The sequence below is a fragment of the Microvirga sp. KLBC 81 genome, assembly GCF_003075415.1.
In the GTDB taxonomy this organism is placed as follows: Bacteria; Pseudomonadota; Alphaproteobacteria; order Rhizobiales; family Beijerinckiaceae; genus Microvirga.
Map to the genome: position 1 here is coordinate 1 of NZ_QDAH01000002.1, position 13541 is coordinate 13541.

The window sequence follows — 13541 nt, forward strand, 5'->3', positions numbered from 1 at the left end:
GAGAGCCAAGATGAGTGAATCACGAAGCCGCCACACCGCATAGCCCCAACGATTCCGTCAGAACTGCCGTTGCTCTAGTCATATTGGCCTTGATCTCCTCCGTGACGCGCTGCACATCGAGACGGTTCGCCATCACCGTGGGCCGGATAATGATCAGCAGCTCTGTGCGCTTGCGCTCGTAGCCGCCCTTGCTGGTGAACGCCGCGCCCAGGATCGGGATGTCTTTCAGCACCGGCACGCCGTCTTTGCCCGTTTGGTTGGCCGATGAGATCAACCCGCCGAGCACGATCTCCTGGCCGCTCTGCACCGCCACCGAGCTGTTGATCTTGCGCTGCCGGATCGTCGGCGAGTCGATGTTCGAGGTCGAGGTCTGCACCACGTCGCTGACCTCCTGGCTGATGTCGAGCATCACCATGCCGCTCGAATTCACGCGCGGCGTGACCGAGAGGATAATGCCGGTGTCCTTCAGCTCGATGTCGTTGACCACCGGCGCTTCGGGGTTCGTGACGCTGCGGGCGGAGCGGGTCGCGACCGGCACCTGATCGCCGACTTTGAGATTAGCGGTCTCGTTGTCGAGCACGGTGAGGGCAGGAGACGAGATCACCTCCACATCCGTCACCTTCTCCAGCGCATCCACCACCACGCGGCCCTGCGGCGCGCTGAACACATAATTGAAGCCCGCCAGCGGCGCGACGCGGCCTTGATCGTCGGTGAGCGCAACGCCGTGCGGGCCGCTCTGGAAATACCAGCGCACGCCATGGCGCAAGGCGTCGTTCAGCCCGACTTCGGCAATGGTGGCTTCGATCAATACCTGCGTCGGCAGCACATCGAGACGGCGGATCGTCGCCTCGATCAGCTTATAAGCCTCAGGTCTCGCCATGACCACGAGCGAGTTGGTGGAAACGTCCGCGCGGATCTGTGCGCCCTGAAGGATGTTGCTCGAGCCTGAAGCCGCCTCGATACTGTTGGGGGCACCCGGCGAGGTGGGCTGAAATCGATCGAAAGCGCTCGCCGGCTGAATCCCGGCTGTCTGTGATGTCGCAGGGGTGAGCGATGGCGCAGTGACGGCGTTGTCCGGCTTTTCCGGTGTCGAGTTGCCTGCGCCGAGGAGAATGCCGTTCAGGATTTGCGCGAGATCGGCGGCGCGGCGGTTCTGGATCGGAAACACGCGGACCTGTCGGCTATCGCTGCCGGATTGATCGAGCTGCTCGATCCAAGTTTTTGCTCGCGTCAGACTCTCTCTGTTGCGGGTCATGAGCAGGACAGCGTTCATGCGCTGGATCGGCATGGCGCGGAAGCCTGAACCTCCACCCTGTCCGAACATCTGCATCAGTTCGCCGGACACCGAGATCGCATTGGCGTCTTTAAGCGGCACGAGAGCGAACGACATGCCCTGCATGTGATCGACGTCGAGCGTCTCGAGCACCTGGGACAGACTGTCGAGATCGGCCGGGCTTCCCGAGAGCACGAGGTAGCGCCCGTCCCCGTTGGCGGTAATGTCCGTGCCCTGGCTCGAGAAGGGCTGGAGCGCTGCGCGGGCCTGTTCGGGATTGAGATAGCGGACCGGCACGATGCGAATGTTCTCGCCGATCTGTCCTCGTGCTTGACCTCCTGCAACGCGGCCTGAGACGCGGAAGATCCCGCCCGATTTCGCGAGAGAGGCATTGTTGAGTTGAAGCACGTTGCGCACCAGGCTCAAGGCCGTGCTGCGCGAGACGGGCTCCGTCGTCCTGACGGTGATGCGTCCGGTCAAACCAGGGTCGACAACGACGCTCTCCTTCAGAATCTCGTCGAAGACCACCCGGACGAATTCCTGGGTCTCCACGTTGACGAAATTGAGCGAAACCTTCGCACCGTTATCGGAAACGAGGACAGCCTCTGCCGGTGATTGACGAGGAGAGACCGTCGTATCGCTTCCCAGATCCGTATAACCGGCAGGCCCTCTTCCTTGTGTATCGACGAGGGATGCGCTCGATCCGTTCTCCAGCCGGTTGGATGTAATGAAAGGCGCCCCCGAACCCAGAATGCTGTAGCGGGCCGGTCCTTCGGAAGGCGCGTTCTGGCATCCCGTAACAGCAAACAGGGTCGCTGCAAGCGCGCAGGCGGAGAGCGCCTTCATCATAAATCCTAGGGTAGCAATGTAATCCTGTTTCTACGACTACACCCCACAAGCCGGATCCTCCATCGACAGCTTTCGTTAAGGTTAAGCGCCTGTCGAGCCGGATGTCGGCTTTGCTCGAAAACAGGCTGAAGAGCGAGATTTCGAAGTTGCCGGTATTTTTGGGAAGAAAGAACGGGAATGCCGTCCATCCATTCGGCAATGTGAATGGGCCATCGATCGAGTCCTGGCTTTTTGAAGTATTCGTGGCGAACCCCGTTGCCTTCATCCAAGCGATGACCCGCTCTGCATCGGATCTCGCTTCCTGACCCTTGGATCTGGCCAAGAGGGAGAGCCAGTTTTCCTCGTCGGTAGGCTCTTGCTTGGTCGTGATGCTCTTGGCCGATTACACCCGCTCGATCGCGTCCACGGGCCTTGGGACCAGAGTTCTCACGCCAGTTAGGCTGACATACGGTTCCAAGCGCTTGGAGCCCATCAGCGGTCAGCGTGTATGGCACCGTTGTGCGGCAGGAATATCGTGATTTGAGGAATAGCGCTGTACAACCAAAGGCTTGGTGGAGCTGAGGGGATTCGAACCCCTGACCTCTGCAGTGCGATTGCAGTCGTCCATCGATTCCCCTGATTTACCCGCGTTGACCCGAGTCTACCAAAGCCTTATAAAATAAGGCTTTCGAGGGCAAAACTGATTGACGGTGCTTACCCGAGCTGGCTCGAAATGACCGCCTTCTGCTTACCCGGTGCTTACCCGATGCCGAAACTGACCAAGCGGGTCATCGATGCGATCCATCCGAAAGCCGGAGCGGACGTGTACGCTTGGGACAACGAGTTGCCGGGTTTCGGGCTTCGCGTGAAGCCGAGCGGAGCCAAATCCTTCCTTGTCCAATACCGCAACAGGAACGGGCGGAGCCGCCGCCTCACGGTGGGCCGCTATGGCGTGCTGACCCCTGACGAGGCCCGCAACGAGGCGCGGACTATTCTGAACAGGGTGGCGAAGGGGGAAGACCCGGCAGAAGCCAGGGCGGCGGATCGCACGGCGGCGACCGTCGCCGAGCTTTGCCGGGAGTATCTCGACAGGGCCGAGCAGGGGCTCATCCTGACGCGCATGGGCAAAGCGAAGAAGCCATCGACACTGTACACTGACCGGGGACGGGTCGAGCGCCATATCATCCCGCTCATTGGACATCGTACGGTCAAGGATCTAACCACAGCGGATCTGCGGGTCTTCCTGCGTGACGTGATTGCCGGGAAGACGGCAACCGACGTGAAGACCAAGGCTCGTGGACGCGCCATCGTGAAAGGCGGGAAGGGCACCGCCACGCGCACCATGGCGCTGCTGAGCACGATCCTCACCTATGCGGTCGAGGAGGGCTGCCGGACCGATAACCCGGCGCGCGGCATCGTTCTGCCCTCCTACAACAAGCGCAAGATCCATCTTGATGCCAGCCAGTATGCTGCTCTCGGCAGGGCGCTCGCTGCCGCCGAGTTGAAGGGAGAGCCTTGGCAGGCGGTCGAGGCCGTGCGGCTGCTCGCCCTGACCGGATGCCGCGCGAGCGAAATCACTGGGCTCAAGCGGGGCGAGTGCGACTTGCGCGGATCGTGCCTCAGGCTCAGCGACACAAAGACCGGCGCAAGCGTGCGTCCGCTCGGATCGCCCGCGCTGGAGGCCCTTCGCGCTATCCTCGCCCGCAGCAACAGCATGTATGTGTTCCCGGCCTTGCGGACGGTGGATGCAGAGAACCCGAAGAGCGGGCCAAAGCCTTTTCGGGGTCTGCCGAAGGCGTGGGATCGGATACGGAACGCCAAGACGCCGGACGGAAGGGAGATCGCTGAGCCGTCGATTGCTTCTCTGACGCCGCACGGGCTGCGCCATGCCTTCGCGTCCGTCGCCGACGACCTCGGTTTCACCGAGGCAACCATCGGCGCAATGCTGGGGCACTCCGGAGGTGGCACCACGCGAGGCTACATTCACAAGCTGGATACTGCCCTCATTTCGGCGGCGGATCGCGTCTCGCAGCACATCGCGGTCGCAATGGAAGGCAATCCGGCCGAGAGTGCCCAGGTGGTGGACCTGCATGCGAAGGCGCGAGCCTGATGCCCGGCATCTCGCCCCTCCACGCCAGATCTCGTCGCAGGATGGCTGCATATCGGTTTGCCAACGCAATGAAAGCGGCCAACGTCGACCATATCCTGAAGGCCGTGGGACGAATGCATATCCCGCGAACGATCAATAGGCGGCGCTTACGGGAAGACATTGAATGGGCCGGATCTCTATGGGACACCCTCAATGAGTTGGACAGCAGGGGGCTCTGGAGTGGACGTGTACATCGTCTGAAAGACATAGAGATGGCTGCTCGTAGACTGAGATCCCTGCTGTCAAACGATACAGCGTGGTTGCAGCAAGTCATTGGCCAGCAATTCCCCCTCGGAGAAGGTGCCATGCGGGGGAAGCGGAGAGATCCGGCACCCTCGCTTAGAGGGCTGGTTGTCGGCCTGGCTCGGCTGGCCCGAATTACTAACCGGGCACGCGGACAGACGAAGCCAGAGGCCCCGCTACGGCAGGACAAAAGTGCGGCGGAGTGGCTAATCGGCACACACCTGCCGGAAATCTTCGAGCAACATTTTCAACAGCAGGCAAGAATTGCGCGGCCCCGCTCTCACCACGGCGAGAAGGAAATAACCGGCAAAGCGAATAGCCCTTACATTCGTTTTGCGGAAGCCGTTCTGAATGAACTCGGCATCAAGTCGACCCACGGTGGCCCTTACAGCCGAGAGACAATCCTCAAGGTGTTCCAGCAGACGCGATCCGGCGCAAAGCCCAGAAGAAAGCCCTCTTCCGAAGAAGGCGCTGCATGCCTCCCCTGAGCCTCAGCTAGAACCGCAGGCAATAGGTTTTCAGCAGGAACGCTGGTCTATAACGGCAAAGCATTCGGCGTAGCCTACGAAGCTATAGCTGATGGCCGTTCAGAATGGACCGTCCAGCTTATTCAAGTGCCGAACCAGGCCATCGCCACCATCGCCAGACTATCCTGGAGTAGCGAGGAAAGCCTGCGCGAGATGCTGAACGGCGTCGGCTGTGAAATCCATCCGGCAGGACTGAACGAGCAATAGGACATTGGGCAAACCGAGCGCGCATTTTCCGACTTGCCCAATGTTATTTGCCGCGACCCAAGATGTTCATGATGCCGAACATCACCCGAGCATACCGCTCTGAGATGATGTGAGGTTGACATGTCTATCGAACACAGTCTCTCGAAGCAGAAGCACCGTTTCCGGCGCTATGCGGCGAGCGACTACCTGAAGGAAGCGTGGGGACTGTCTTACGGTCCTCGCACACTCGCCAAATTGGCCTGCGTCGGCGGCGGACCGCCGATGGAATATGCAGGGCGCTTTCCCCTCTATCCGCAGGACGGTCTCGATGAGTGGGCCGCCGCGAAGATCGGCCCGCGTGTCAACAGCACGTCCGAGCGCCAGCAATTCGCCGCCCGCCGCATGCATGAGCGGCGGCAAGACGACCGCGACCGTGAGGCTGTCGCTCCGCGCATTTCGCGGGACGGGGGCGAGTGATGAACGTCTTCTCCCCCGATCCAATCATCGGCACGTTCAACGCCTGCCGCACCCTGACGCCGCGTGAGGTCGAGGACCTGGAGCGTCTCGGTATTCCGCCCGATGCGCTCGCCGGTCCCTTTCCGGTCGCCACAAGCGACGTGTACTTCGACGGGGATCGTTTCGAGTTCGTGCACCATCATCATCGTTATGACGAGAAAGGCGTCCACGCCTTCCTGTTTCTCATCACCAATCGATGGGACGAGGCGGTCGACATCGTGGCTTGGTCGCCCGCCAGCGGCCAGCTCGCCTCGTGGCTCGGGAGGGCCTGGGCGCTCGGCGAGGAGACGATCTACGATCCGCGCCTGGATGAGCACGGTGCCTTGCAGGTGCATCGCTCGCCGGTCGGGTGGTTGAAGGCGCGCCGCCGGGGCATCTGCGTGGTCCGCCCGGCAGCGGCGGCGCACTACCTCGACGACGCCGGTCCGCTCAGCGTTGAAGACGAAGCGCATGGTGAAGAGCTGGATCAGATCCTGACTCGCCCGAAGCCGCGCATCCTCATCCCGTCCTCATCCTTTAAAAAGGTCGCCTGAAATGGACCAGTATACCGACTATGTCGACTTGAATATCCTTCGCGCCCGCAAGCGGGAGAACGCGAATGGCGCGCTCGGAGCCGGGCGGGCATCGGCTCCGAGCGATGGTCCGATCCCGCTGTTCCCGCTGCTGCCTCCCGCCGAGCGCTACCCGATCGAGGCTCTCGGCCCGGTCCTTGCGCCCGCAGCCAGAGCCATTGCCCGCAAGGTGCAAGTGCCGGAGGCAATCGCCGGGCAGGCGGTGCTCGCGGCGGCCGCTCTGGCCGCCCAAGCGCACGCCGATGTGCTGTTGCCGTATGGGCAGACGCGGCCGCTGTCGCTCTTCCTGGTGACCATCGCTGCTTCCGGCGATCGAAAATCCACGGCCGACAACGAAGCCCTCTGGCCGATCCGCAGGCGCGAGAAGACACTGAAGGAAGAGCACGAGAGCGCCAATCAAGCCTGGTCGATCGCCTTCGCAGCCTACAGCGCGCAGAAGCGGAAGATCGAGAACGCGAAGAACATGGACTTCGAGGCGCGGAAGGCGGCTTTGACGGCTCTCGGCCCCGAGCCCGAGATGCCTCTATATCCGTTCCTGACAGTGCCAGAGCCGACGATCGAAGGCCTGGTCAAGGCGTGGGCGGCAGCGCCAGCGGCACTCGGCATCTTCACTGCCGAAGGTGGGCAGTTCATCGGAGGGCATGGCATGTCTCAGGACAACCGGCTCCGGACAGCCGCTGCTTATTCCGAAATCTGGGACGGCCATCCGATCAAGCGCATTCGCTCGCTCGACGGTGTCAGCATTCTCGTCGGCCGCCGCCTCTCGATGCACCTAATGGTGCAGCATGAGGCCGCTGCGCAGTTCCTGTCCGATCCGCTCCTGCGGGATCAGGGGCTCCTGTCGCGCGTGCTGGTCGCCGCACCCGAGAGTATCGCGGGCACGCGGTTGTACCGCGACCCGTTGCCGGAGGACGATGCCGCGATCCGTGCCTATGCCGCTCGCATCTTGTCGATCCTTGAGGCTCCGTGGCCGCTTGCCGAGGGGTGCAGCAACGAGCTTGCACCTCGAGTGCTACGGATGACCGAAGAGGCCGCTGCCGCCTGGCGCTCTTTCCATGACCATATTGAAAGCCAGTGCGGGCCGGGCCGCGACCTGCGGCCGATCCAGGACTTTGCCGCGAAGTCTGCTGAGCACGCGGCCCGGATCGCAGGCGTGCTGACGATTGTCGCGGATCGTCAGGCCACCGAGATCGGCACGCCTGCGATGCACGCCGCCCTGACGCTCGCCGATTGGTATGTGGCCGAGGCATTGCGGCTTCAGCGGGCCGCCCGCACCGATCCACGGCTCAAGGTCGCGCAACAGCTGCTCGATTGGCTACGCGAGCGCGGCGAAGACGTCATCGACTTTCGTGAGATCCTCCGGTGTGGCCCAGCGCCGGTCCGCACGAAGAATAAGGCCGAAGAAGCTCTTGCGATCCTGAAGGACCATGGCTGGGTGGTGGATATCTCGCCTCGCCCCCGCAGGTTGCACCTCATGAGGGAGGCGTGATCCTCATGGCCTACCGCCGTTTCAAAATCGCGGAATCCCGATCCACCCTTGCGACACTTGCGACACTTGCGACGGTTGACCCTGCTACCCCCCAAAGTGTCGCAACCGTCGCAAGTGTCGCAGACCCTCAACCCAAATCCGCATTTTGCGAAGCAGAGTGGGAGTTGAAACTGGAGGAACGCGCGGCGATGGCTGAGATCGAGGGCGGCGTCCCGCCTGTCTTCGCGCTCGCCTTTGCGGCCTTTCAGATGGGCTGCCCGGCAGGCCGCGCGATCGAGGAGTGGCATCTGGCGATTGATGATGCCGGGCGGTTTTTCGACAGCTTCGGGCGCGAAGCCGCCGCGCTTGGCTGGTATTCCGCCGACCTGTTCGCCGCAGACGGGTTGGCGTGGGCCTTGAAGGGGGCAGCGGTTGTCTCCCTCACGGAGACGGCTGCAATTCTCTCGGATGGGCGGGTCTTCAGACGCCAAGCCGGAGCAGCAGAGGCAAGGAAAAGATGAGCATGGGCATGACAGGAACACGCCAGCAGCGCCGTGCAGCGTATGCTCAGGTGCGGCTGCCCTGCGCTGATCAATCCGTCTGACCTGCCGCCGAAACGCACATGCCTTCCAAAGCGCCTGCCGAGTCCACTGGCAGGCTTTTAGCGCCTGCTGGGACGGGGTTGTAGCCTTCAGCAGTTAATCGCGCTTGGAGAGTCTCCTGAGGGGTCTGATTAATCGGAAGCTCAGCGGGACCGACTGGCGGGCTGCGCGTAGCGGTTAGGATATCGAGCACCTGGGCGCTGACGGAGCAGCCTTCGGCTTGGCCGAATGAAATCGGTGGAACATCAGGCGCTGTCGATGAATTAACCTGCGTTAATAAAACCAAGGACAGGTCGCTCAGCGCGGCCGAACTTGGGGGCGAGTGCCCTTCAAGACCAGTAGCGAGTGGACGCGCAACGAAGCGGTCGGTGCCTAGGAATGCTTTGTTGCCTCGTCCGCCCAAGCGGCGTGTGTAGCGCGTTTTGGTACTAGCGACATTCCAGTGTCACAGCAGGTCCAAGCTGCAGTGCTTGAGATCCTCTCTTCGATAGCTTGCGAGGGACAATGACGAACCCACGATTCGGCCAGGCCCCACCGGACAAGGCGCATGAGCTGTTTGAGAAGCTCCTCGCCACGTCCGACAATGCGGTCAAAGCCCGCGAGCGGCTGCTCGCAGACCTGAAGGAGGAGCTGCAGCTCCTGGCGAGCCTTCAGGAAGAACACCTGTTTCCGATCCTGCGACGGCACGGGATGCAGGATCTCGTACGGGAGGCCGCCGCAGACAATGAGAACACCAGTGCGCTCCTGGCCGAGCTGGAGCGCATGCCGAAGAACAGCGGTGCCTTCCTTGGCAGAGTGGCCGAGTTGAGGAAGGTGTTCCAGCAGCATATCCGCGACGACAAGAGGGAGCTGCTGCCTGCTGTGCTCAAGGTCTTGAGCGACGAAGAGGCCCACGCCGTAGTCGAGAAAGTGGAGGATGAGATGGCGAACTTTGAGGAAGCCAAGCGGGCGGAGGCCCGACGCGCCCGCGAGCAGGTCGAAACCGTCCAGCTGGTGGCGGACGGCGTGACCGAGACGGTGCGGGCCGGAGCAGAAGGAGCCCAGACCATGGCCCGCACCATGCAGGAGACGCTCCAGAACAGCCTTAATGCAGTCTCGGAGATGACCCGCCGCTCGACAGACCAGGCCATCCAGCAAGCCATGCAGCTCTTCGGCCTTCCCGACGGCGATGGTCAGAACCTGACGGGACAGACCTCGGAGAACCTCCGTGCCGTCGCCCAATCCGGCACGGTGCTGGCCCGTGGCGTCCAGGATGTCGCCCGCGAATGCGTCGAGCGAAGCCAGAAACGGTGGCAGACGAATCTGGACGGCTTAGGCCAGCTCGCGCGCTGCCGGTCGCTGTCAGATTTTCTCGCGCTGCAGAGTTCTCTCATCCGGGACAACCTGGAACAGACCCTCGACAACAGCCGCCGGATTGCCGAGCTCACCATCCAGATGGCCGATGAGGCTACACGCACTGTGACGGTTCAGACCGACAAGACGGCCCAGCGCCTCAGCCGCGTGGCCTAAACGCCGGTTGAGTCCCAACAAGCACACGCTCCCGGCTCATCAGCCGGGAGCGTGGTGGGCTCCAAAGTGAACTGACAACTCAGCTGACACCGATGCAGACGAACTCCAGTGTGTGTCTCCCTTGAGGGGTACCCCGGCAGATGCGTTGATCCTGATCCTGCAAAGGGACGATAGTCTCACTCGACCTCCGTCACCTTCAGATAACTCTTCGTCAATCAGGACAGCACCAGCTGCCCCGGTAAGTCTCACCCGCGGCCAGGAGGCGAACTCGATGCCACAAAGCTGCTCCAAGAACCCTGACGATCTGTTCGATGGTCTGCGCCTGCCCGTGAGCGCCTGGAAAGCTCTTGAAGATGCCCATATTACGAGCCTCAAGCAGCTCAAGGCCTTGGCTCACCGTATCGAGCAGATCCGGAGCATTGATTCTGAGACGGCCCAGGTGATCAAGGACAGACTGGACCGCATGTCCGCCAGGAGAAGGGTCCACGTCAGGCTGGTCTTCCCCAAGCAGACTCATCGCCAAAAGGGGATGCAAGAGGTAGACTGAGCTGTTCGCCCATCCTGCCCCGCCCTGGCCCCAGATGGCTCACGGCAGAGATTGAGAACGATCGATCGGCGGCCTCTTCGCCTCAGCAACTCCTTCGCCGCCTGCTAGCAGCAACATGCCGGTAAGGTGTCCGGGGCAATCAAGGTGACCGCATGATGATAAAAAGGCCCGGGGAAACCCGAGCCTTTTCGGTCGCAGACGCGACGGGTCTTAGTACGTGCTGAACTTGTAGTTCAGCTTCGCGCGAGCAACGAAGAAGGCCGCATCGTCACCCTGGGCAATAACATCAGGGTGGAGAACGTTGTTGCCAATGGCAGCCTTGCGCTCATCAGGAGCGTTTGGCTTTGGCAACCAGCTGCCTAATACGATCAACCACGTCCTGCGGCGGGTATGGCTTTTTGAGCAACGGGCCCGCCTCGCAGAGCGTCGACGCAATCTCAGCCGAACGCTCGACCCCGGAGGTGAGAACCACCTGCACGCCGGGCTTGTTGGCCCGGACCCAGCGGGCCAGCCTGAACCCGTCCATGTCACCCGGCGTCTGGACATCGCTGAACACGATATCGATCGACACCTCAGGCGATTGCAGCACGGCCAACGCCTCGCTGGCATTCACAGTCTCATAGACTCGGTAGCCGCATTCACGCAGGTAATCGGCAATGACCATGCGGACCAGAACCTCGTCCTCGACCACGAGAACGGTGTGAAGCGGAGTGTCGGATTGAGGAGTTAGGTTGGATGATGCAGGGCTCATGCAAGGCTAATCGCCACGCTTGGACCTTGGTTCCCGACCTCAGCTCCTGGGCATCTCCGGCCAGTTGAGGCTGTGGCTGACCAGGTCGAGCACCCGCGAGATCAGATAGGGTTTGCGGATGAACAGCCCGAGTTCATCGAGATCCGGGATCGCGCTGGCCTCGGACTTACCTGAGGTGAGGATGATCTGAACCGGCATGCCGCGGGCCTGCACGTGACGGGCCACGTCCAGCCCGTTCCGCGGGCCCGGCAGGTGCACATCGACAAACAGAAGATCAACGCGCACGCTGTCGAGCACCGTGATGGCATCGACAGCGGAACTCGCCTCCAGCACTTTGAAGCCATGTGCCCGCAGTTCATCGCAGATGAGGGCCCGTGCTAAAACTTCATCTTCGACCACCAGGATGGCGGGAGGTGTTCGGCGTGGAAAAGCCGTGACCGAGGCTGCACTCATGTTGACCCCTTACGCAACTTGCAGTGCGGATAACGGGCTGCTGCGCCGTGGGTTCTCGCGGGAGGGAGGGTCGGGTGTTCTGACGGGGCAGAATAGTGGGTCCGCCCATTGAGCAGAAACGGCTTGCATTTCAAATGGCGGAACCGAATGGCGGACCAATGCGTTGAGCTTTGCTGTTCTGGCCTGGCTTCTCTCATCTTTGGCGTGTTTGCTCTGTGACCAATTCATTTGCGGGTGTTGTTCTCCTGGTTGAGGATGAGCCGCTGGTGCGGCTGATTGCGGCTGACATTCTTGTGGACGCCAACTTTCGCGTGATCGAAGTGTCCAATGCCGCAGAGGCTTTGACCGTTCTCCGCGCCGGAGTTGCGGTGGATGTTCTGCTCTCGGACGTGGAGATGCCGCCAAGCATCAACGGCTATGAGCTGGCTTGCCTGACTCATGAGCACTGGCCGACGGTTGAAATTCTGATCACCTCCGGTCGTGAGTGGCCGCGGGAGGTCTCCCTCCCGCCCGGAGCCGCGTTCTTGGCCAAGCCCTGCCCGAGCGAGACGCTTGTATCCTATGTGCGATCCGCTGCCGCGCGGGCACAGGCCGCCAGAGCCGCAGCCGCCCTGAAGGAGACTGATCCAGACGAGGGGACGGTCGTTGCGTTTTCCAAGATTGGGTAAACGGTCTCGACTCGATGGAGCCGGGCCCTTGAATGAGGACGCAGGCTTCCCCTTCATGACGGGAACCTTGGCGTTATGTGGGCTCGAGCTGACGCATCAGGCTCGACCAACAACAACGAAGAGCGGCTGCTCCCGCAGCCTGCCAAGAATCTGCAAGGGTACTCATGCACACATCTCCGCAGACCACCCGACCCGAGACCTCAAGGGCCTTCACGATCATTCTGGAGCGGCTTTATGCGATGGCGCGGCAGACGGCCCCTTCGCTTGGCGATCCCTCGGATCTGGAGGCGACGCTCACGGCCCTGCCCTCGGAGAACCGCAGTCAGGTCATGCTGGTACTGGAGAGCGTCGAGAGCCGAGCGCAGGCACGGGCCGACGCGGAACTTGCCGAGGCTGCACGGATGGTGCGGTATGCCGCCAATCGGGTCTGGGTGCATGGGGGCTATGGCAACCTGCGCGATGCCAGACCGGAGGCGGGAGTTCAGGCTGCCTGAAGGTCTGTGGCCAGAATGCTCCCGTGATGATGTCAAAACCGTAGCGGGCAACGGCAATTTCCTCTTGGAAGCGATGCCTCATTGACGCAAATGTGGCTTGGTAGTCTCTAGCGCGTTGGAGGGGGCCGGGCATGACGACGATGGGCTGTCGGCGGCGGATCTCACCTTCGGCGCGGTCACCGGCGCGGGCCTGGGTGCGACAGGCCAAAAGGCGTCCGAAGGCGTTTCCCGGCTCGGCAAGCGGCTGGGCGATGCATTGATGCACAGGCCCGCGCCCGGCAGCATTCCGTCGCAGGCGGCGCTTACGGAGCTGGAGGCCCTGATCAGGGAGGCGAACCGGCTCGGCGAGCCCGTGCCCAAGGAGGCGATCAAGAGCCTGATCCAGCGTCACACCCTGACGCCTGACGAGCTGGCGGCAGCCGTGCGGGCCTATCGCGGCACGGTTCCCGAAACGATCCTCGAAGCCGTTGGCCACCTCTCGCCGACGCGGACGACCGGCCAGCTCGGAACCCTGGGCACGCTCGGGTACGGCATGCTGAGCGATCACCCGAACACGGCCGTGAGCATAGGGGCGGCGCTGGCGGGCGGGTACGCCGCGAACAAAGGCGCGCAGGCGCTGCGCCGCAAGCATATCAACGACCTCGCCCGGCTGATGCGCGCGGGCGGCGTGGCCGAGCAGCCCCGGACCGCCATCCCATCACGCGCTCTGGCGGCGGCGCTCGCCAACACCCTCTCGGAAGAGGACCTGCGTTAGT

Annotated in this window: 15 protein-coding genes; 12 read left to right on the forward strand and 3 right to left on the reverse strand. The window is 62.3% G+C overall.

The annotated features are described in order from the left end of the window. Positions 1-19: 19 nt before the first annotated feature. Positions 20-2122, reverse strand: coding sequence for a type II secretion system secretin GspD (gene gspD, locus DC522_RS01540; protein ID WP_116526949.1), 2103 nt, complete (start codon positions 2120-2122; stop codon positions 20-22). Positions 2123-2223: 101 nt separating this feature from the next. Between gspD and DC522_RS34545 the strand changes: the two genes are divergently transcribed. The 9 genes from DC522_RS34545 to DC522_RS01590 all read left to right on the forward strand — a co-directional run bounded on the left by DC522_RS34545 (position 2224) and on the right by DC522_RS01590 (position 10420). Beyond that, on the forward strand, positions 2224-2427 hold the full coding sequence (locus tag DC522_RS34545) for a hypothetical protein (RefSeq protein ID WP_116526950.1): 204 nt from the start codon (positions 2224-2226) through the stop codon (positions 2425-2427). A gap of 440 nt (positions 2428-2867) precedes the next feature. Next, on the forward strand, positions 2868-4211 hold the full coding sequence (locus DC522_RS01555) for an integrase arm-type DNA-binding domain-containing protein (protein ID WP_116526951.1): 1344 nt from the start codon (positions 2868-2870) through the stop codon (positions 4209-4211). Beyond that, a complete protein-coding gene (locus DC522_RS01560) occupies positions 4211-4981 on the forward strand; it encodes a hypothetical protein (RefSeq protein ID WP_116526952.1) in 771 nt (256 codons plus the stop codon). Before DC522_RS01555 ends, DC522_RS01560 begins: the two co-directional genes overlap by 1 nt. Positions 4982-5347: 366 nt before the next feature. Next, positions 5348-5683, forward strand: coding sequence for a hypothetical protein (locus DC522_RS01565; protein WP_205769465.1), 336 nt, complete (start codon positions 5348-5350; stop codon positions 5681-5683). Then, positions 5683-6255, forward strand: a complete 573-nt coding sequence (locus DC522_RS01570) for a hypothetical protein (protein ID WP_133239207.1) — start codon at positions 5683-5685, stop codon at positions 6253-6255. Before DC522_RS01565 ends, DC522_RS01570 begins: the two co-directional genes overlap by 1 nt. A gap of 1 nt (position 6256) precedes the next feature. Then, the gene (locus DC522_RS01575; RefSeq protein ID WP_116526954.1) at positions 6257-7783 is read left to right on the forward strand and encodes a YfjI family protein; all 1527 of its coding nucleotides are present in this window, start codon (positions 6257-6259) and stop codon (positions 7781-7783) included. A gap of 188 nt (positions 7784-7971) precedes the next feature. Continuing rightward, positions 7972-8283 carry a hypothetical protein gene (locus tag DC522_RS34200; protein WP_133239208.1) on the forward strand — a complete coding sequence of 104 codons (312 nt, stop codon included), beginning with the start codon at positions 7972-7974 and terminating at the stop codon, positions 8281-8283. A 585-nt stretch (positions 8284-8868) separates the two neighbouring features. Beyond that, positions 8869-9873, forward strand: a complete 1005-nt coding sequence (locus tag DC522_RS01585; protein ID WP_116526956.1) for a phasin family protein — start codon at positions 8869-8871, stop codon at positions 9871-9873. 271 nt (positions 9874-10144) lie between these two features. Then, a complete protein-coding gene (locus DC522_RS01590) occupies positions 10145-10420 on the forward strand; it encodes a hypothetical protein (protein WP_116526957.1) in 276 nt (91 codons plus the stop codon). 328 nt (positions 10421-10748) lie between these two features. Here DC522_RS01590 and DC522_RS01595 read toward each other — a convergent pair whose 3' ends face one another. Continuing rightward, positions 10749-11171, reverse strand: a complete 423-nt coding sequence (locus DC522_RS01595; protein WP_116526958.1) for a response regulator — start codon at positions 11169-11171, stop codon at positions 10749-10751. Positions 11172-11210: 39 nt separating this feature from the next. Beyond that, positions 11211-11624, reverse strand: coding sequence for a response regulator (locus DC522_RS01600; RefSeq protein WP_116526959.1), 414 nt, complete (start codon positions 11622-11624; stop codon positions 11211-11213). Positions 11625-11839: 215 nt separating this feature from the next. Here DC522_RS01600 and DC522_RS01605 point away from each other — a divergent pair, with 215 nt between their 5' ends. From DC522_RS01605 to DC522_RS01615, 3 genes are all read left to right on the forward strand, one after another. Continuing rightward, positions 11840-12292, forward strand: a complete 453-nt coding sequence (locus DC522_RS01605; RefSeq protein WP_245443898.1) for a response regulator — start codon at positions 11840-11842, stop codon at positions 12290-12292. A 164-nt stretch (positions 12293-12456) separates the two neighbouring features. Beyond that, a complete protein-coding gene (locus tag DC522_RS01610) occupies positions 12457-12786 on the forward strand; it encodes a hypothetical protein (protein WP_116526960.1) in 330 nt (109 codons plus the stop codon). Between the two features lie 97 nt (positions 12787-12883). Further along, positions 12884-13540, forward strand: a complete 657-nt coding sequence (locus DC522_RS01615; protein ID WP_133239209.1) for a hypothetical protein — start codon at positions 12884-12886, stop codon at positions 13538-13540. The last annotated feature ends 1 nt before the right edge of the window (position 13541 follow it).